This window comes from Porphyromonas vaginalis (assembly GCF_958301595.1).
GTDB classification, from domain to species: Bacteria; Bacteroidota; Bacteroidia; order Bacteroidales; family Porphyromonadaceae; genus Porphyromonas; species Porphyromonas vaginalis.
Window position 1 is genome coordinate 166,117 of sequence record NZ_CATQJU010000001.1, and the last position, 19,525, is coordinate 185,641.

Sequence of the window (19,525 nt, forward strand, 5' to 3'; positions counted from 1 at the left end):
TACCTCATTCACCCACCACTATTCATTCGCTTTCCTATGGCAATCATCTTCCCTGACACGTCTCACACCTTTGGCGAGTATCTGCTCATCCCAGGACTGACAACGCCCGAGTGCACTGTGGACAAGATCTCCCTACGCACTCCTCTAGCTAAGTATCGTCCTAGTGAGGGTGAGTCACGCATCAATCTCAACATCCCCTTCGTATCGGCTATCATGCAGAGCGTCAGCAATGACACGATGGCGATAGCACTAGCACGAAACGGGGGACTATCCTTCATCTTCGGGTCACAGCCCATCGAGGAGGAAGCCGAGATGGTGGCTCGTGTCAAGAAGTTTAAGGCAGGCTTCGTGCGTAGCGATGCCAATGTTAGCCCTAAAGATACGCTCGCTGATGTGCTAGCTATCACGCAGCGTACGGGACACTCGACCATCGGAGTGACGGATGATGGCACCCCCGACGGCGTCCTATGTGGCATCGTCACCAGTAGAGACTATCGACTATCGACCGACTCGCTGGATCGCAAGGTGGCTGACTTTATGACTCCCTTCGAGCGCCTGACCACAGGACGCAAAGGGATCTCGCTCAGTGAGGCTAACGACATCATCTGGGCGCACAAACTAAATGCGCTCCCGATCATTGATGAGGAGCAGCGACTCTGCTACTTCGTATTCCGTAAGGACTATGATAGCCACAAGGAGAACCCGCTCGAGCTACAGAATCCACACAATAAGACGCTCATGGTCGGTGCTGGTATCAACACCCGCGACTACAAGGAGCGCGTGCCTGCACTGGTAGAGGCTGGAGCTGACGTGCTCTGTATTGACTCGTCTGATGGCTTCTCGGTATGGCAGAAGGAGACCATCACTTGGATACGCGAGCAGTATGGCGACAGCGTCATCGTAGGTGCCGGCAATGTGGTCGACCAGGACGGCTTCCGCTACCTCGTAGAGGCTGGCGCAGACTTTGTCAAAGTCGGCATCGGTGGTGGCTCTATCTGTATCACACGCGAGCAAAAAGGCATCGGCCGTGGTCAAGCCACGGCGGTCATCGACGTAGCTCAGGCACGTGACGACTACTACCGTGAGACAGGCATCTATGTGCCTATCTGTAGCGATGGTGGTATCGTACAGGACTACCACATGACGCTCGCACTGGCTATGGGTGCCGACTTCCTTATGATGGGTCGCTACTTCGCGCGCTTCGACGAGTCACCCACGGAGAAGCTCCGCATCGGCAATAACATTGTCAAGGAGTACTGGGGCGAGGGGTCAAACCGTGCGCACAACTGGCAGCGCTATGACGGCGGAGGAGCCTCCACGACGATGAAGTTTGAGGAAGGCGTCGACAGCTACGTCCCCTACGCTGGTCCTATGAAGGACACACTCGATCAGACGCTCAGCAAGATCAAAGCAACGATGAGTAGCTGTGGCACGGTCGACCTGAAGTCTCTCCGTGAGCATGCTAAGCTAACACTCGTCTCCTCTACCTCTATCATCGAGGGCGGCGCACACGATGTCATTCGCAAGGATCGCACTTAGTGCACAGGCTCTTTAATCAGTCACGCCTATGCGCTTTGAACTATATTGCGCAGGCTATTTAATCACGCAGGCTCTTTGATCGGTAGGGCATTATGCTCTCTGAGCAGTAGATAGTATCTCCTCGCTGAAGTATCGTATTTAGTGTACTACCCCGAGTTACTCACAGTCGTAGGTCCGACCGCTTGCGGTAAGACCGCCTTGGGTGTGGCTCTGGCTGAGGAGCTGCATGGCGCCATACTGAGTGGCGACAGCAGGCAGGTCTTCGTCGGCATGGACATAGGCACTGGCAAGGATCTAGACTCCTATACTACGGAGCGTGGCTCCATACCTCATTACCTTATAGATGTTGTCCCAGCTGGACAGCCGTTCAACCTCTTTGAGTATGTGCGGCTCTTTGACGAGGCGTATCACGAGGTTGTCTCGCAGCAGCTCAAGCCGATCTTTGTCGGGGGATCAGGGCTCTATGTCGAGCAGGTGCTGCAGACGAAGCCTATGCACCAAGTGCCACCCGACGCTGCACTGCGACAGGAGCTAGAGCAGCTCAGCCTAGCCGACCTGCGAGCCATACTCAGTCGCTACCCACACGTAGAGCGTGTAGACCCAAGCTCGGCACGCAAGTGCATCCGAGCCATTGAGAAAGCACGACACTATGCGCAGTACCCAGATCAGTATCAAGCCTATCGTGAGGCTCTTCGTAAAGCCAAGCAGCAGAAGCCCCCACTCATCATCGGGCTACGCTTAGCTCGTCAGGAGATCATACGACGCATAGACCAGCGTCTGCAGAGCAGACTGGAGGAGGGGATGGTCGCTGAGGTGGAGCGACTACTCGACGAGCAAGTCCCCGCCGACACGCTCATTGCGTATGGTCTGGAGTACCGCTTTATTACCTTATACTTACAGGGTCAGCTGAGCTACGCCGAGATGGAGGAGCAGTTAGCAACCGCTATTCATCAGTTTGCCAAGCGACAGATGACTTGGTTCCGAGGCATGACCCGCCGCGGACTACCTATACACTGGATCGACGGTCATCAGCCGGTCACCTACCAGTGCGACCGTGTGTTACGACTGCTGAAAGATTAGTAGGTGGGGAAGCGTGCTAGAGCAAGCCGTTTCTCCAAAGGTAGATAATGCGCTCTGTGACCGCATCATCCTCAACATGCTCTGGATCAAACTTCACATCTAGATTGCCCCCGTACAGCTTCGCAAAGGCGTTGTACCAGGTAGCGGTGAACCCGCCATAGATCGACTTAACGATCTCATACCCCGTCGAGCCAGTCTCTCTATTGACCAGCTTGATGAGGAGCAGTCCCTGTCCGAGGGTCAGATTCTTCATACGTGGTGTATATTCCTTGACCAGCTCTTTCTTGACTCGCGCCAAGTGTGCCCGTCGCTCACGCTCCGTCGGGAAGGTCTCCACATATTCGTACGTCTCAATAATCATACGACTCAGCTCCTCTGCGATAGGTAGCACCTTCTTGACATCTCGCACACGACGCCAGTAGGCGTAGCGCTCAGTCTTAGTGAGCGGTCTGTGAGGAGTCCCATAGACTCGTACTTCAGGCAGCTGTATACTGGCGATATCCTCATCAGATAGTGTGTCAGGGACCTGTACAAAAAGCTCATCCATGTCGCTACAGTTCGGTGACATGTTGGCACCCTTTAGCCCTTTAGCAGAGAGCAGTATGAGGGGCAGCAGTGAGCAGATAAAGAGCTTAGACAAATATTTCATAGTTACAAATGCCGTGTCTTATGAGAGAATTTGTTACCTTTGACGATCAATAGGAAGTACCTGACAAAGATACAACTAATTGAAGAACCTCATACCAACCTATTGACCAGTCAAGTCATGTCTTATAAGTCTATACTAACCTCCTCCATACTCCTCCTTGTCGTCCTGTGTGGGTGCTGCACCTCTAGCTGCGTCTACAAGAAAGGATCTAAAGCAATGACACAACAAGAGGTCAACTTCAGAGACTTCACTGCGATCAATGCCAATCGTGGTGTGGACCTCGAGATCACACAAGGTGCTGAGTACTCGGTGTCTATCTCTGCTCCCGAGAAGTATAAGGACGATGTCAAGATCGAGCAGAAGGGTGAGACCCTCTACATCAGCTTGCAGCAAGATGTCAAGTACCCCTTTGACTCTGACGACATCACCATCCATATCACGATGCCCCACATCACCAAGATAGATCTGGCGGGAGCTGCGGATGCTTGTTTCATTGGGCAGTTTGAGGCACCACAGTTCACAGCTCATCTGTCAGGCTCCTCAGAGATAGAGGATCTCGCTATCGTAGCTGACGAGGTGAGCATCGAAGCTTCTGGAGCTAGCGAACTATCTGGCACTATACAGGCCAAGCGAGCTATGGCAAACCTAACAGGAGCCTCCAAACTCGATCTGATCGTTAATCAGCTAAGCCAGCTGACCATGCAGCTCTCAGGCAGCTCAAGCAGTGAGCTAAAAGGCGCTATCACCAACCTGCAGGCTACACTCTCAGGTGCCTCTGAGATTGATGGCGAGGAGCTAGCCGTCTCAGACCTTGACCTCTCTCTCTCTGGAGCCTCCTCCGCAGATATTCGCAATAGCGGCACCCTACGCTATAAGCTGTCGGGAGCCTCTGAGCTCACCATCTATGGCTCTCCTAGAGTCCTCGACTCGCAGAGTGATCGCTCTTCATCCATTGAGATGCGCTAGCCGGGAGCCCGCACACGTCACATCGTTCATCTCTTATCAGTAGCTATGTCCTCTATCAAAGAGTCTATAAGTCGTATCAAAGGTCGTATCAAGCGCCTGAGTGCTGAGCACCCCAAGCGGGCGCAAGCTTTCCTGTGTGGCTTGATCGTCTTGGGGATGGGTATCTACACCTTTGTCTTCAGCGACTCCAACCTCGGCAAGCAGCTCCGCTACTCGCATCGCATCCAGGCACTCACTGACGAGTGCAAGCGACTCGATGAGGCTTATCGTAGCGACAGCCTGAAGATAGACAGCTATAAGCAGGACAAAGCTTCGCTAGAGCGCATCGCTCGCGAAGAGTATCGTATGCAGCGCCCTGATGAAGTCGTCTTTCTCATCAAAGATAGACCCGACTCCGAGGGAGAAACAAGCGAATAGCCCCTCCTCCGACTAGACGCGCATCTCTAAGTTTACACGAACCACAATCTATGTCTCAACCGAAGTTCAACCGACAACGCCTCCTAGATCTGTTCTATCGAATAGGTTTGATACTGATGTTCGTAAGTCTAGCTCTACCGCTCTTCTACGAGGGCCAGGCTACGGGCTACATACTGCTGGTCGGATCGCTACTCTACACGCTGAGTCAAGCTTTGAGCGATAGGACTGGCATAGACCTCCGCACGAAGCGACTACGAGGCATAGCACTCCTAGCAGGAGCCCTCTTTGTCGCAGGCTCCTACCTCTTTATCGTAGAGCAGTCATACTGGAGACTCGTACTCATGATCGCGTCACTCCTGCTACTCTACTCCAACGTAGTACTCCTATACCACACTCCTCGCTCCAAAGAAGAGCCACCAGCCGAAGAGTAAGTTACCAAGCACAGCATGCCAACGAATAGTATTAGAAAAGCTCCGCAACGTGAGCGCATCTACACCTTTACAGCAAAGGAGTCGGGTGCACTCCTCGAGATACTCTTCGCGCTACTTCCAGAGTTAAGTCGCACTACTGTCAAGCAGTATCTACGCAATCGATGTGTCGTGCTGAGAGGAGAGACGACCACGCAGTTTGACGCACCCGTCGCCACGGGAGACTCCATAGAGATCTACAACGTAGGAGCTGCCGAAACACTACAGCACCCGCTCATTGAGGAGTTGTACCGCGACGAGCAGTTCATCGTTTTACACAAGCGTCCTGGCATCCCCACTATCTCTGTCGGAGGAGCCAGCAAGAGCAGTCTCTTTCAGGTCGTAACGCATCATCTCAAGAAGGTCGATCCGAACGAAAAGATCTTCTTGCTCAATCGTCTCGACCGAGACACCGAGGGTATCATCATCGTAGCGCGTGACAGACAGCTACAGCAAGACTTGCTCGCCGAGTGGCGCAGCTTCATCCTGTCGAATAGCTTTGAGGCAGTCGTACTAGGCTCTCTCGAAGCTAGCAGTGGTGAGTTGACGACCCGTCCGACCAAGGATAAGAAGAGGGGTGCCGACAAGCGACGCTCTGCCACCTCGTCCACCAGAGACAAGAAGCCAGCCTCCTTTAGAGCTAGCTACGAGGTCCTCTCTACAGGCCCTTATATCACGAGAGTAAGTCTCTCACTACTCACACGCAATAATAGCATCCGCTCCACGCTCGCTAGCATAGGTCACCCGCTCCTTGGGGATCGTCGTGCCAGTGAGTCCATCGCGCCAGCGCTCAGCAAGTACCTAGCACTGCGCACCACCGAGCTAACCATCTTCCACCCCATCAGGAGAGAGAAGATGCAGTTCACCCTAGACACACCACTTGTCAACCTAGACAAGATCTCTCAAGCACGTCTCACCGCAGCCCAAAAGGAAGCACTGCTCGTAGAGACGACAGCATCTGATCAACGCAAGAAACGAAATCAATAACCAAATAAATTATAAGCTTAACCAGATGATTATGAAGCAACGCTCGAAGTACTTACTACTTCTCATTACACTTTTATTCATCGGAGTCCCCAAACTAGCCGCACAGGCTGGTGGCATGATCGACCCCGTCAAGTTTTCACAGCAGATAACTGACGATGGCAAGAAGACAGTCACCGTATCTATCACAGCTCGCGTCATTGACGGCTGGCACCTCTACGATCAGAACCTACCATCAGGAGGCCCCGTCTCACTCGTGTTTCACACCGACAAGCTCAAAGGAGCTAAGGCGCTAGGGGGCTTCAAGGCAAACAAAGCTCCTCATCGCTACACCGATGATATCTTCGGTATAGAGGTACGAGAGTTTGCGGGGACAGTCACCTTCTCCCAGAAACTAGAGATTACAGACCCGAAGGCTTTCGTCTATGAAGGTCAGCTCAAGGGTCAGGCCTGCCAAGACAACTGCGTACTCGTAGACTACGACTTCAACTTCAGCTCCAAGCAGCTCTCCAAGGCTATGCTAGCCGTAGCTGCCAGCGAGCCCGCAGAGACGACTGACGAGGAGGCCACGCCGGGGGCTGAGGCAGACAGCACCGAGACAGCTCTTGGTGCCAGTGATAGCCTCTCCGTCGGTGCTAACTCAGCGAGCTTCTCAGAGGCTAACTACTGGGCACCCGTCATAGATCAACTCAAGGAGTATGGCGACCGCAACCAGAAGCAGTCTACCGCTGGTCTTCTGTACATCTTTATCTACGGCTTCCTCGGTGGTCTCATCGCTCTGATTACTCCATGCGTATGGCCTATGATCCCGATGACCGTGAGCTTCTTCCTCAAGCGCACCAAGTCTCGCAAGGCTGCCATACGTGATGCAATGATCTACGGACTCTCTATCATAGTCATCTATGTAGCCCTAGGACTTATCATCACCGCTATCTTTGGTGCTAGTGCCTTGAACAACCTAGCAACCAATGCGGTCTTTAACATCATCTTCTTCCTCATACTAGTTCTCTTTGCCGTCTCCTTCTTTGGAGCCTTCGAACTAGTTCTGCCAGCTAAGTGGACCAACAAGATGGACTCTAAGGCAGACAGCACCACGGGTCTACTCTCCATCTTCTTTATGGCGTTTACCCTCGTACTCGTCTCCTTCTCTTGTACAGGTCCTATCATCGGTACCCTCCTCGTACAGGCTGGTACCTCAGGCGAGATCGTCGCTCCAGCCATCGGTATGATCGGCTTTGCACTAGCACTAGCACTACCCTTCTCGCTCTTCGCCATCTTCCCCAACATGTTGCAAAACATGCCAAAGAGTGGCGGTTGGCTCAACTCTGTCAAGGTGGTCCTCGGATTCCTCGAGCTAGCACTCTCGCTCAAGTTCCTCTCCGTTGCCGACCTCGCTTACGGCTGGGGTATCCTCGATCGTGAGACCTTCCTAGCACTCTGGATCATCATCTTCGCACTGCTAGGCTTCTACCTACTCGGCAAGATCCGTCTACCGCACGACACGCCACTGGAGAAGATCAGCGTCTCTCGCCTCTTTATGGCGATCATCTCCCTAGCCTTCTCCGTCTATATGATCCCAGGTCTGTGGGGTGCTCCGCTCAAGTCTATCACCGCCTTTGCACCGCCACTCTACACGCAAGACTTCAACCTATACGACGGTGAGGTACACGCTAAGTTTGACGACTTTGACGCTGGTATGCGCTATGCTCAAGAGACGGGCAAGCCGGTCCTACTAGACTTCTCAGGCTTCGGCTGTGTCAACTGCCGTGAGATGGAAAACTCCGTCTGGATCGACCCGACCGTCAAGGGGCTCCTCGAGGATGACTACATCCTCATCACCCTCATGGTCGATGACAAGACCGCTCTGCCAGAGATCATTGAGGTAGAGGAAAACGGCTCTGTCAAGAAGCTCCGCACCATCGGTGACAAGTGGAGCTACCTGCAGCGTAGTAAGTTTGCCGCCAATGCGCAGCCTTACTACATCGCCATCGATCCTGCGGGCAACCCGCTGAGTGCATCGTATGCCCATGACACCGATATCAGCAAGTATATCGACTTCCTCAAGGGCGGCCTCAAGGAGTACGAAGTACGTAAGAAGGAGCTGGCAAAGTAACCCGCCCTCCTACTAACTAAAGCGAGAGCCTCTATCGCAGCAGCGGTAGAGGCTCTCTTTTTGACTTGTCTTTCGCATGATACACTCTTAGGGCAAACGATTGTCGTGTCTCTGCGAATCCCTAGTGCCATCCGTATGGCACTGCAGTTTCTTACCTAGGAAACTAGAGTTTCTTCCGTATGAAACTGGAGAGCCAACGGGGAGACTGTTGCAAAAGTCAACAGTCTCACAATCTTGCAAGCAAGATTGTCCAGACTTTGCAGAAAGGATGAAACGCAAGGCACTGAGGGTGAGGTCTGAAGGGAGCATGCATCCGTATGTGACCGAAGCCGAATCCCGAAAGCAACACAGCGATTCGCCTTTATGCAACAGTCTCAACGGGGGGCACTGAGTCGGGCCTAGGAGCGTTTGCGCGGGAGGGGGGTAATTATAGATACGATGAGAGGAGCTATCCGTCTAGGCGGGTAGCTCCTCTCGTGCGTTGCGGGTGACGCTATATTACGTCACACCTGTTGTGTTATTTGACCAGAGCGACGAACTCAGGTGTCTGGCTGAAGGCTGCAAACTCGAGGTCACGCTGTGCACGCAGTGCATAGCTGCTATCCTGTGCGATAGCTGAGCGGAGGTTGCTGATGAGTCCCTGCAGATCGTTGGTACGAGCTGCGACCACTGCCTTGAGATATGCGGTCTCGCCATTAGGCTGTGCGACAGCAGCGAGGGTGCGTGTAGCATCTGCGTACTGCCCCTGCATGATCTGAGCGATGGCTAGCGTGTTCGATGGCGTATTGCCAAAGGAGCGGATAGCGTCGGCATACTTGCCCTCGTGCATCTGGAGGAGTCCGATGCCCTGACCAGCCTCGGGTACCTCTACGGCACTACCCATGAGGCGCTGAGCTGCTGCTAGGTCGCCACGGTCGAGAGCGAGGAGTGCTTCGTTCATATTAGAAGCAGCGTTGGGCTGGATCTTCTGAGCCTTTGCGAAGTAGCTTGCAGCCTGCTCGTAGTTGCCCTGAGCGAGGTAGAGCGTACCGATGTTGTTGTACGCACGATAGTCGTTGGGATAGAGCTGCGTAGCCTGCTGGTAAGCGTTCATCTGGTCCTTAGCATTGTCATAGAGCGTAGCGGTGTAGAGGATCTCCTCGATGGTGAGACGACCTGGGCGCTGTGCCATAAACATCTTGAGCTCGTCATCGCTCTTGCCGATGATGCGTACATTGGCATTGAGACGTGAGCGGCGTAGCTCGGGGAGAATCTCGTCAGCAAGCTGTGTGAAGACGTGCGAGAGGTTGCGTATCTCACGCTCACGATCCTCAGGATCGGGATACATAGAGAGGACACGTAGGACTAGCTCCTTGTCCTGTATGTTGCTCGCCTCAAGAAGCTTCTGGAAGCCGTCCCAGTCCTCAGCGGTGTAGTGTGCGTTGACCTCGATCTTCTTATTGCCCAGCTTACGAGCTATGACACTAGAAGTGTTGCGCTCACGCTGTGCCGAGAGACGCTCGTTAAGGTCCTGAGCACCATCGGGAGAGGCGTAGGCCTGGATCTCGATGTCTACCTCCTGGTTGGGCACCTGATAAGCGTTGTCGACGACATCTTGCCAGTCCTTGACCTCACGCTTGTTGAGCTCAGCAGCACGTACCTCAGCACGGTTGATGAGGAACTTGAGGTCGGCCGTGTACTGCTCCTTGATGACTCTCTGGAAAGCGTCACGAGCCAGAGCTGGCGTGACATCGCTAATGCTAGCTAGACCAGCAGTCATGATGGTACCACGAGCCACCTTGATAGCGGGGAGGTTGACCTTCTTGCCCTTGACCGTAGCGGTAAAGGTGAGGTAAAGGTCGCTCTGCTCCATACCAGGCTTGTACTCAAAAGCAAAAGGTACGATGACGCTACCACCACGCTCGTAAGAGATAGTCTGGTAGTTGTCACGGACGTTCTCGCCCTGTATGGTGACAGTCTGACCTGTCACGCTAGTACCCGCGTAGCGTAGCTGGGGGGTGATGTTGACGATAGCACGCTTGTGGCACCACTTAGCAGGTAGCGTCAGACGGACCTGCCCAGGGATCTGCGTACCCACCAGTGTCAGGGGGTTAGGATCTACCTGAGCTGCAGAGCCATTGAGGGGCTTGAGCCTGCAAGCACACGAAGAGACCAAGACCGCTAGTAGTAGAGCGGTGGTGATCTTTAGTAAGTTTCGATAAGTCATAGTTTGATCTATATATAAAGGTAATTAGTTCGTTTGTGAGTCTGTGGGAGCTTTCTTTTCTTTGCCCCATAGTCTGATGCGCCACACGATAGAGCCGATGAGTGCAAGGAGGATTAGGGCCAAAGCCGTAAACGCTATGCTCTCGGTCACGGTTATGGAGCGTGGCGCAAAGGTAAGTGCGAGCTGGTAGTTGCCAGCGGGCAGTGAGACGGCTCGAAGCACGTAGTTAGCTCGTGCTATCGGTATCTCCTTGCCATCGATGGTGGCGTGCCAGCCGTGCGGATAGTAGATGTCAGAGAGGATCGCTATGCCAGGCGTCTCGGCCGATACGTCGTAGACCACCTGTCGCGGCGTGTACTTGGTGACGGTGATGCTACGCTGAGCCGTGCTGTCGGGTAGCATCAGGGGCTGCGGTAGCTCCTCGCCAAAGCGGAGATCGACGATACCGACGTGACGCAGGTCTGCCGTAGAGAGTGCCTCCATCTCCTCATTGGCATTAGCCACCCAGCGAAGGCTATCGACAAACCACGCTGCCCCGAAGGCGTTCGGGTTTGGCACCGCCATCGGAGCTCGGGTCTCTGGATTGGGCACTATGAAGTACTTCGTATTGAGCATATCATAGACCTGCATGTTGCCCGTAGAGAGCTGGTAGGTGATCAGGTCTTGATAGCGTTGCAGCTTGGCAGCGTGGTAACCGCCCACGCTGTGATGCCAGCGAGAGGTGGTGGCATCGTTAAAGCTATTGACCGTCTGGTTGAAGACGCGATAGCCCAGGCTCTTGTCCTGAAGTATCGTCTGGTCCGCCTCCGTCATAGGAGCCGCCTGTTGCTGCACGAGATGCGAGGCGATGAAGTCGTCATCAGATAGGTAGCGCTTGTCCACCTGCCACAGGTCTATGAGCGTCAGCCCGACGAGGATACAGCAGAGCCACTGCGCCTTGAGATAGCCCTTGGCAAAGAGCCATAGCGGCACCACACTCAGCACGATAAAGAGCAAGCTACGCCACACGTCCGCCCGGAAGATGCCCATACGTATCGCCTTGAGTTGATCTAGTAGAGGAGCTTGTGCGGCATTCCCGGCTAAGGAGGCCTTCTCCTGCTGAGATAGGAAGCTGAAGAAGAGGTCTGGCAGCAGAGCAAAGAGGAGCAACAGCAGCACGGGTACCCCGCCTGCTATCCAGACGCTCTTGCTGCGTAGGAGCTGCGGCTCCTTGATGAGCTGCACGAGTGCTAGCACAGCTAGCGCAGGGATCGTTAGCTCGGCGATGACCAGAATCGAAGAGACCGCTCGGAACTTGTCGTACATCGGCATCCAGTCGATGAAGAGATCCGTCAGCGGCATGAAGTTCTTGCCCCATGCGAGCATTATCGAGAGAATCGTAGCGATGAGCAGTCCCCACTTGATCGGCCCCTTGACGATGACACAGCCGATGATGAAGAGGATGCAGACAAATGCACCCACATAGACAGGACCCGAGGTAAAGGGCTGGTCACCCCAGTAAGCATTCGCCTGCGCCAGAAGCTGCTGAGACTGGTAGGGAGCCTTGGCGAGCTGCTCGGCGTGTTTCTTATATAGGTAATCGGTTTCTCCGCCCTTCGCATTGGGTATGAGGAGCGTCCAGGTCTCGCCGATTCCGTAGCTCCACTGCGTGATGTACTCTTTGGAGAGTCCCTTACTATTGACCTCTGCACCCGTTTGTTCGGGAGCATGTGGCGGTGCGATCGTCAGCTCACTGCCGCCACGCATCGTCTCCTGAGCATACTGGTAAGTGTGGTAGAGGTTGGTCCCATTGACCGCAATGGCGAGTAGCCCAGCCAGGATGAGTACGCCGGTAGACTTAAGGAAGCCCACAACCTGCCGCTCTCTAATGGCCTGCACCAAGAAAGTAACGACCAGGACCGCCATCAAGAGCGCAAAGTAGTAGGTCATCTGCACATGGTTTGCCAAGAGCTGTAGCGCCATAAAGAAGGCAAAGAGCGCACCACCCCAGAGCCGCTCGCCACGGTAGCACCAGATGAGTCCAGCGATCGTGGGAGGAACGAAGCAGAGTGCGGTCAACTTCCAGATGTGTCCTGCCTGTATGAGGATGATGAAGTAGCTAGACAAGGCCCACATGACCGCTCCCAGCACGGAGGGCAGAGGGTCCACCTTGAGCGAACGCATGAAGATGTAGAAGCCCACAAGCAGCGCAAAGATCAGCCACGGATAGGTACCCAGTATGCTCAGCGGCTTGCGGAGCGTCAGCACATCTTGCAGGTATTGCAGCGGCTTGGTCGAGGGATAAGAGGGACTGATCTGATACATCGGCATACCGCCAAAGAGCGAGTTCGTCCAGTAGGAGGTCTCGCCGCTAGCCTGTACGTCGGAGCCATTGCCCGAGACGCCAGCTACGTCCGCTTGAAAGAGCGTCCGCCCCTCAAAGTGTGCCGGCGTAAAGTAGCCAATGGCGACGATGAGGAAGAAGCCAAAGATAAGCAAGATGCGCTGCCAGGGAATCTGTTTCATAATATAACTCAGAGATAGAGTTTGAGGATTAAGCTTTGCACCGTTTGACGCGCTGACTGAGGTAGCCGATGCCATAGCCCGAGAGCTGGACAAAAGAGGCCACGACAGCTCGCCAAGCGACCGCCACCGAATGCGTGCGGTAGAGAGCGTCTGCAAAGATAGAGACAATAAAGAGCAAATGGTAGAGCCAGAACCAGGGGCACCACAAGGCAAGCAGTGTGACCAGTAGCGTCGTCACCACAAAGAGCGTGGGGAGCAGGTAAGTCAAGCGCATCGACCCTGGATGTCTCCGCGAGAGCTCTACACGAGCCGTACCTGAGTGCCACACCTGTCGGTAAAACTTACGCAAGTCCACGCGTCGCTTGTGATAAAGGACCGCCTCCGGAAGAAGCGCGACACGACTACCCGCCTCGTAGAGACGCATGCTAAAGTCGATATCCTCGCCATAGCGCATCGTCTCATCAAAGCCCCCGAGAGACTCAAAGAGAGCCTTGCGACAGCCCAGATTGAAGGTGCGTGGGTAGAACCGCTTCGTCAGCCGCTTGCTACCACCACGTATGCCACCCGTTGTGAGGGGCGAGGTCATCGCATAGTTGATCGCACGCTGCCACATGCCGAAGGAGCCATCCTGTAGCGACGGAGCCGCATCAGGACCACCCCACGCATCGCACCCGTCCGCAGCGATCGCCTGCGATACATTATATAGGTAGTCAGGCGGTAGCACCACGTCCGAGTCGAGGATGATGATCCAGTCGCCCGTAGCGTGGCGCGCCCCTATGTTGCGCGCCCGAGAGGGGCCCCCGTTAGGCACCACCTCATACTGTATGCTCATCAGATCACGATAGCGATCCACGACCGCAGCGCAGGGCACCGTACTCCCATCCTCTACGATGACAACTTCGTAGGACGGGGGCGTCTGCTGCTGAGCGAGCGAGTGCAGTAGCTCCTCGACCTCGTCAGGGCGGTTGTAGACAGGGATAATGAGTGAGAGCATTAGAGACTAATCAGGGGTAAAGCGTCTTACAGGACCTTCCACTCGGCACCGCTCTTGGTATCTTGTATCTCAAAGCCTAGAGCGGTCAGTTTGTCGCGTATCAGGTCACTCGTCTCCCAATCCTTGCTCGCCTTAGCCTTGGCACGAATCTCTAGGAGCAAGTCCATCGCTCCGGCGAAAGCCTCCTGCTGACTACCGCTCAGATCGGCGGTCTCCGTAGCCGACTGCATACCAAGTATGTCGTGCAGGTAGAGGTCGTAGGCACTGCGTAGCTCCTCCAGCTGCTCGCTCGTGATCTGCTCGTGTCCGTCGTGGATCGAGTTGATGAGACGAGCCGCATCAAAGAGCGCAGCGATCACCATCGGCGTATTGATGTCGTCATTCATCGCCTCTTCGCAACGCTCCGCTAGATCGATCTTTTCGATCGTTGAGGTAGCCGAGGGCTTGAGCGACTGAAGCTTAGCATCAGCATCCATAAGACGCTGGTACCCCTTCTCAGCAGCTTGCAAGGCACTATTGCTAAAGTCCACCGTGCCACGGTAATGTGCACTCAAGACGAAGAAGCGAATAGTCATCGGGGCGTAAGCCTGCTCCAGTGCGGGGTGATCGCCCGTAAAGAACTCCTCGAGCGTGATGAAGTTGCCGGCACTCTTCGCCATCTTCTTGCCGTCTACCGTGATCATGTTGTTGTGCATCCAGTACTTGACCATCGGCTCGCCTTGCGAAGCGACCGCCTGTGCTATCTCGCACTCGTGATGCGGGAAGGTCAAGTCTAGCCCACCGCCATGGATGTCAAAGTGTGCGCCTAGATACTTACGTCCCATAGCGGTACACTCGCAGTGCCACCCAGGGAAGCCCTCACTCCAAGGCGAAGGCCACCGCATGATATGGTTAGGCTGCGCCTTCTTCCAGAGAGCGAAGTCCAGCGGATTGTGCTTCTCGTCTTGGCCGTCCAGCTCGCGCGTGTTGGAGATCATATCCTCCACATTGCGTCCGCTCAGGATGCCGTAGGGGTGATCAGCATGATACTTGAGCACATCAAAGTAAACACTCCCCTGGCTCACATAGGCGTAGCCCGCATCGAGGATCTGCTGCACTAGCTGGATCTGCTCGATGATATGCCCTGAGGCAAGCGGCTCGATAGAGGGCGGCAACACATTGAGCAGGCGCAGGCTATCGTGATAGCGTGTGAGGTAGTAGTAAGCCACCTCCATCGGCTCCAGTTGCTCTAGCTTAGCCTTCTTAGCTATCTTGTCCTCGCCATCATCTGCGTCATGCTCTAGATGCCCCACATCGGTCACATTGCGCACGTAGCGGACCTTGTAGCCGAGATGCTTGAGGTAGCGGAAGAGTATGTCAAACGTAATTGCCGAGCGAGCATGCCCTAGATGCGGATCCCCGTAGACGGTCGGTCCGCAGACGTAGAGACCCACATGCGGTGGTGCAATAGGCTCGAAGGGCACTTTAGCCCGCTCCAGAGTGTTGTAGATGTATAGTTGGCTCATAATTCTTTTTATAGTCCAGAGGTCATAGTATAGTGCATATACACCAATGCTTTCGCAAAGATAAGGATTTTAGCGATACCCTCGTTAGACGCACGACCACGTACACTCCACCCACCAATGCTCTTTTTACTCAAATGTGGCGAGCGTTTTACTCAAATCTCTCTGCAGATTTACTCAATTCTATTGGGGAAACTACTCAAATCTGACGAGAAAACTACTCGATTCTCTCAATTTTTCTCGCAATCGAAGAGATAAATTATTCAACGTCGGTTCGTTACAATAATTTAGAGCCGACTACATATCGAAACGGCGCGATGCCAGAAAAAAGTGTTTTCCACGTGGATATTTCGAAATCCCCACGTGGGGAATAAAAAATTCTTCGGAGGAATGAAATGAAACTTCGGAAGAATCAAATGAAACTTCGGAGGAATCAAAACGCCCCCACGTGGAAAAAGAAAAATATCCACGTGGAGATTTGAGATTCCCCACGTGGATATTCGAGAAAGGAGGGGATCGGACGAATTTCCCCGTAAAGATATGTAAATAGAGATTAGAGGTATCGGAGTGAATCGGAACAATCGGAGGGATCGGAGCGATACGACCGCTTGCGGTCGGACGAATCATAGCCCCCAGTCGGAGGGGCTACGCCCCGAACGACTGGGGGTAGGAGTGCCATGTGAAGTAAGCGACCTCCCCATTGTGGGAGGTCGGACTGGAGCTGTAACTATAAGCTGCGTCTAGTCCGACCCACAAGGGGTCGATAAGTTGCTATCGTCTTGTTCCCGTGGGGCGTTCGGGGCTTTGCCCCTCCGACCCACGGCTATGATTCGTCGGACCTCTTGCGAGGTCCTATCCATCGGAGTTGCATTAGAGATTAGAGGTTAGAAGTTAGAGGTTAGAGCTTAGAGGTTAGAGGTTAGAAGTTAGAGGTTAGAGGTTAGAGATCGGAGTCCCGATAGTTCTGATGGCTCCGATGGCTCCGATAGCTCTGATAGCTCTGATAGCTCCAACAGCTCTGATGGCTCTGATGGCTCCGATAGCCCCAGCCAACAGCTTTCTAACCTCTAATTTCTAATCTCTAACCTCTAAATTCGTACCTTTGTCCTCGTACTGAAGCTAGATAAGCCTCAGCCTACTCCACCCGATCCCGTCAGATGAACCAAACGCCCCTTCCCGCACCGAAAAACCTCCTCCAGAGACTATGCGCTATGGTCAGAGGGAATAGACTAGTCCTAGAGAACTTCCTCTCTCTCGGACTGATCAACGTGCTGAACTCCTCCTTTCATCTGATCATCTACCCGATCCTGATTCATCGTGTCGGGGCCGAGGCGTACGGAGCCTATGTCTACGCATTTTCGATCATCACCTACTTCACCACGCTGGTAACCTACGGACTAGACATGATCGGCACCCGCTACCTAGCGCGCTACGACAAGGAGCACGACCTGGCGGGCAAGTCCGACATCACCTCACTGATCCTCTCTAGTCGCCTCTACCTGCTCTTGCTCTCCTTCCTGCTCTTTCTGCCTATCGTGCTGTGGGTCGGAGCCTTGGCCTCTTACCGCACACTCCTCTGGGCGAGCTTTCTCTCGGTCGTGGCTTGTGTCATCATGCCCAACTGGTACTTCATCGGCATCCAGCGCACACGCATCTACCTATACATACAGATCGCCACCAAGGTGCTCCTAGCCGTCGCCATCATCCTCTGGGTACTCACGCCCCACGACATGGCGCGCTACACCTTACTCGCCTCAGCGAGCAATATACTCTCGGCGGGAATCGCCTTCGGCTATATCCTATGGCGCGAAAAGCTCTCGCTCCGCCTCGCCTCACTGCGCAAAAGCTTCGCCCTCCTGCGAGAGGCTACGCCACTCTTCCTCTCCTATCTGGTGATGACGGTCAAGTCGGCCGGTCTCAACCTCGTCATCGGCTCGCTCTTTGGCATGACCTCCCTGACAGGCTACGACTTCTCGATGAAGATCGTCAGCGTCGTCATGTATATCACCAAGCAGCTCAATGTGGCACTCTTTCCCTCGGTCAGCACCAGCTATACGACAGAGCGCATACACAAGATACTGCGTGGCGAACTGCTGATGGGTATCGCCTGCATGGGGGCACTGATGCTGGGCGCCAAGCCGATCATCTGGATCATGGGCAATGGACCGATAGAGGATCTCATCCTACCCGTCTTCCTACTGATGACGACACTGATCCCTATATGGCTCATCTCGGGCTTCTTCATCGAGCTGGTCCTCACGGCCAATGGGCGCAACCGTGAGGTTTTCGTCAACCAACTCCTCTCGCTTGCGGTCATCGCGCTTGGAGCCTTGGTCGCTGTGCTGCTGCAGGTGAAGCTGATCGCCTTCGTCGTCATCGTCATCCTGTCGGGGCTCATCGAGATCGCCTTCCTCTATGCCACCGGTCGTCGCCGCGCCCTCATCTAACCGCCCCTGCACGGGACGTATAACGGCTGGGACGTGTAACCCTTTGCTTTCTAAGTTCATGTGCAAGTAAAAAGCGAAGTTTTTTCTCGTTTCGCAAGCTCGGTCTACTTCTCTTCGGGGGACCGCTCGTCGGGGTGGGGGCTTCCACCCCTTGCCGCGGGGCGCTCCCGGAGCGGAGACTTTCCTTTCTGAACTTGACTCGGAGGACTCGCTTCTCTTCGGGTGAACCGCTCGGCGGGGTGGGGGCTCCCACCCCTTGCCGCGGGGGCGCTCCCCGAGCGGAGACTTTCCTTCCTTGGACTAGGCTCGAAGAGCTCTCTTCGCTTCGTGGTCCAGCTCGAAGTCGCAGTCGTGCAGAACTAAAGAGAAGAGAATGTGTACGAGCTTATTGTTGACATTGTTGAGGATGACCCCGTAGGGCTTGCCTTGGGCTTTCATGCGTAGGTAGTATTGTCTTAATGTTGGGTTATACGTTATGGCACTTCGGGCTGCTTGGGTCAAGATTCCTTTTAGCCGTCGGTTACTGTAGCCACTTGTGTTGGCTTTGTGAAAGACTGAGCTCCCAGAGCTCTCGTAGAAGGGTGCTATACCGCAGTAGCTAGCCATCTTCTTGGCATTCCAGCTCTTGAAGTTGTCGGTGTAGATGATCAGCATGACAGAGGTGATGAGGCCCACTCCTTTGCAGGAAATGAGGTGCAGGTAGTTGCGGTACATCTCCTCGTCTTCCTTGATGATTTCAAGCATTCGGCACTCGCACTTTTTGATGCTTTTGGTCAGGATGTCGATGCCCTTCTGAGCATCTCGGTAGATGAAGTTGTCGACTTTAGACTTGCTAGAGATGTGCTGTTTTTCCTTGGAACTAACCATCTTAGCCTGTCTCTCGGCAACTAGAGACTGCCTATAGAGAAAGAGGTCACGTAGGCTACGCATGTTCCCGTCCAGAGGTTTATAGAGAGTGGCTTGGGAGCGGAAGCGTAGGGCGTAGTAAGCGATCATCTCTGAGTCGGCTTTGTCGTCCTTGCCTTTGCGCAGACCCATGCTGCGCTTGATCTGCAGAGCACTTTCGCGCCAGATGTTTAGGCCGTTGCCGTAGAGCCAGTCGCAGAGTGCGCGATCGTATCCTCCTGTAGTCTCACAGCAGAAGAGCATGGTGTCGGTCTTGACTCTTCGACCAGCGTTCTTCTTACTCCAAGAGACGAGGCTCCGGAACCCCTTAGGGTTGTTTTCTACTGTAGTGTAGGCGAGCTGCTGCTCGCTGTCTGATTCAGATTCGTAGTGAATCATTGTGGCGTCTAGTTTCTCTTTGGATACATCGATGCCGATGAAAAAGTATTTCATAACTTTGTACTTGAATATTTGATAAGGCAGCTAGGCTACATTAGGCTATTACTTTAATTAGGCTCTGGGCCTCTCTTTCTAATAAGTCTCGAGTAGCTGAACTCCAGAGGGTCTCTAACAGAGCTTAGGCTCAAGGCCTCGTAGGGACGATAGATTACCCTCTGGTTGCTGTCCTTACCTTACTACAACAAAGGTAAAAACAACCCGTTCAACTGACCTATTCTCGGGTCGATTTCTTTTCACTCTGCAAACTTAAAGTAGGGACGCTCGGCTCGTGCGTCCGTCCCCGAACGATGGGACCGCGTCCGTTGCATCAAA

General features: G+C 54.0%; 14 protein-coding genes. 8 read left to right on the forward strand and 6 right to left on the reverse strand.

Going from position 1 to position 19,525, the window contains the following annotated elements; all coding sequences use genetic code 11:
• Window positions 1-36 precede the first annotated feature (36 nt).
• Complete coding sequence (locus Q2J34_RS00620) at window positions 37-1,539, forward strand: IMP dehydrogenase (RefSeq protein WP_300969015.1); 1,503 nt, start codon at window positions 37-39, stop codon at window positions 1,537-1,539.
• A gap of 141 nt (window positions 1,540-1,680) precedes the next feature.
• On the forward strand, window positions 1,681-2,619 hold the full coding sequence (miaA, locus tag Q2J34_RS00625) for a tRNA (adenosine(37)-N6)-dimethylallyltransferase MiaA (RefSeq protein WP_298887955.1): 939 nt from the start codon (window positions 1,681-1,683) through the stop codon (window positions 2,617-2,619).
• 16 nt (window positions 2,620-2,635) lie between these two features.
• Here miaA and Q2J34_RS00630 read toward each other — a convergent pair whose 3' ends face one another.
• Window positions 2,636-3,268, reverse strand: coding sequence for a DUF4294 domain-containing protein (locus tag Q2J34_RS00630; RefSeq protein ID WP_298887957.1), 633 nt, complete (start codon window positions 3,266-3,268; stop codon window positions 2,636-2,638).
• Between the two features lie 216 nt (window positions 3,269-3,484).
• Here Q2J34_RS00630 and Q2J34_RS00635 point away from each other — a divergent pair, with 216 nt between their 5' ends.
• Genes Q2J34_RS00635 through Q2J34_RS00655 form a run of 5 tightly spaced genes read left to right on the forward strand, consistent with a single transcriptional unit; the run spans window position 3,485 to window position 8,215 of the window.
• Entirely contained in the window at window positions 3,485-4,234 is a 750-nt protein-coding gene (locus Q2J34_RS00635) for a head GIN domain-containing protein (protein ID WP_298887959.1), read from the forward strand.
• Window positions 4,235-4,279: 45 nt separating this feature from the next.
• The gene (locus tag Q2J34_RS00640) at window positions 4,280-4,651 is read left to right on the forward strand and encodes an FtsB family cell division protein (protein ID WP_298887961.1); all 372 of its coding nucleotides are present in this window, start codon (window positions 4,280-4,282) and stop codon (window positions 4,649-4,651) included.
• Between the two features lie 50 nt (window positions 4,652-4,701).
• Entirely contained in the window at window positions 4,702-5,082 is a 381-nt protein-coding gene (locus tag Q2J34_RS00645) for a hypothetical protein (protein WP_298887963.1), read from the forward strand.
• Between the two features lie 15 nt (window positions 5,083-5,097).
• Window positions 5,098-6,105, forward strand: coding sequence for an RluA family pseudouridine synthase (locus Q2J34_RS00650; RefSeq protein ID WP_298887966.1), 1,008 nt, complete (start codon window positions 5,098-5,100; stop codon window positions 6,103-6,105).
• Window positions 6,106-6,136: 31 nt separating this feature from the next.
• Entirely contained in the window at window positions 6,137-8,215 is a 2,079-nt protein-coding gene (locus tag Q2J34_RS00655; RefSeq protein ID WP_298887968.1) for a protein-disulfide reductase DsbD family protein, read from the forward strand.
• Between the two features lie 517 nt (window positions 8,216-8,732).
• Here Q2J34_RS00655 and Q2J34_RS00660 read toward each other — a convergent pair.
• From Q2J34_RS00660 to cysS, 4 genes are read right to left on the reverse strand one after another with little or no spacing between them, the layout of a single operon-like run.
• Window positions 8,733-10,421: a tetratricopeptide repeat protein gene (locus Q2J34_RS00660; protein WP_298887970.1), complete on the reverse strand. Its 1,689-nt coding sequence runs from the start codon at window positions 10,419-10,421 to the stop codon at window positions 8,733-8,735.
• 24 nt (window positions 10,422-10,445) lie between these two features.
• The gene (locus tag Q2J34_RS00665) at window positions 10,446-12,926 is read right to left on the reverse strand and encodes a YfhO family protein (protein ID WP_298887971.1); all 2,481 of its coding nucleotides are present in this window, start codon (window positions 12,924-12,926) and stop codon (window positions 10,446-10,448) included.
• Between the two features lie 28 nt (window positions 12,927-12,954).
• Window positions 12,955-13,920: a glycosyltransferase gene (locus tag Q2J34_RS00670; RefSeq protein WP_298887972.1), complete on the reverse strand. Its 966-nt coding sequence runs from the start codon at window positions 13,918-13,920 to the stop codon at window positions 12,955-12,957.
• Window positions 13,921-13,946: 26 nt separating this feature from the next.
• A complete protein-coding gene (gene cysS / locus Q2J34_RS00675; RefSeq protein WP_300970140.1) occupies window positions 13,947-15,428 on the reverse strand; it encodes a cysteine--tRNA ligase in 1,482 nt (493 codons plus the stop codon).
• 1,151 nt (window positions 15,429-16,579) lie between these two features.
• On the opposite strand from cysS, the gene Q2J34_RS00680 reads away from it, so the two are divergent.
• Window positions 16,580-17,869, forward strand: a complete 1,290-nt coding sequence (locus Q2J34_RS00680) for an oligosaccharide flippase family protein (protein WP_300969016.1) — start codon at window positions 16,580-16,582, stop codon at window positions 17,867-17,869.
• 300 nt (window positions 17,870-18,169) lie between these two features.
• On the opposite strand, the gene Q2J34_RS00685 is transcribed toward Q2J34_RS00680, so the two are convergent.
• Complete coding sequence (locus tag Q2J34_RS00685; RefSeq protein ID WP_300969017.1) at window positions 18,170-19,207, reverse strand: IS110 family transposase; 1,038 nt, start codon at window positions 19,205-19,207, stop codon at window positions 18,170-18,172.
• Window positions 19,208-19,525: the final 318 nt, after the last annotated feature.

Bases quoted from the DNA above. Each gene is read 5' to 3' on its own strand.
- Q2J34_RS00620 (WP_300969015.1), top strand. From the start codon at position 37: ATGGCAATCATCTTCCCTGACACGTCTCACACCTTTGGCGAGTATCTG.
- Q2J34_RS00630 (WP_298887957.1), bottom strand. From the start codon at position 3,268: ATGAAATATTTGTCTAAGCTCTTTATCTGCTCACTGCTGCCCCTCATA.
- Q2J34_RS00635 (WP_298887959.1), top strand. From the start codon at position 3,485: ATGACACAACAAGAGGTCAACTTCAGAGACTTCACTGCGATCAATGCC.
- Q2J34_RS00640 (WP_298887961.1), top strand. From the start codon at position 4,280: ATGTCCTCTATCAAAGAGTCTATAAGTCGTATCAAAGGTCGTATCAAG.
- Q2J34_RS00645 (WP_298887963.1), top strand. From the start codon at position 4,702: ATGTCTCAACCGAAGTTCAACCGACAACGCCTCCTAGATCTGTTCTAT.
- Q2J34_RS00650 (WP_298887966.1), top strand. From the start codon at position 5,098: ATGCCAACGAATAGTATTAGAAAAGCTCCGCAACGTGAGCGCATCTAC.
- Q2J34_RS00655 (WP_298887968.1), top strand. From the start codon at position 6,137: ATGAAGCAACGCTCGAAGTACTTACTACTTCTCATTACACTTTTATTC.
- Q2J34_RS00660 (WP_298887970.1), bottom strand. From the start codon at position 10,421: ATGACTTATCGAAACTTACTAAAGATCACCACCGCTCTACTACTAGCG.
- Q2J34_RS00665 (WP_298887971.1), bottom strand. From the start codon at position 12,926: ATGAAACAGATTCCCTGGCAGCGCATCTTGCTTATCTTTGGCTTCTTC.
- Q2J34_RS00670 (WP_298887972.1), bottom strand. From the start codon at position 13,920: ATGCTCTCACTCATTATCCCTGTCTACAACCGCCCTGACGAGGTCGAG.
- Q2J34_RS00680 (WP_300969016.1), top strand. From the start codon at position 16,580: ATGAACCAAACGCCCCTTCCCGCACCGAAAAACCTCCTCCAGAGACTA.
- Q2J34_RS00685 (WP_300969017.1), bottom strand. From the start codon at position 19,207: ATGAAATACTTTTTCATCGGCATCGATGTATCCAAAGAGAAACTAGAC.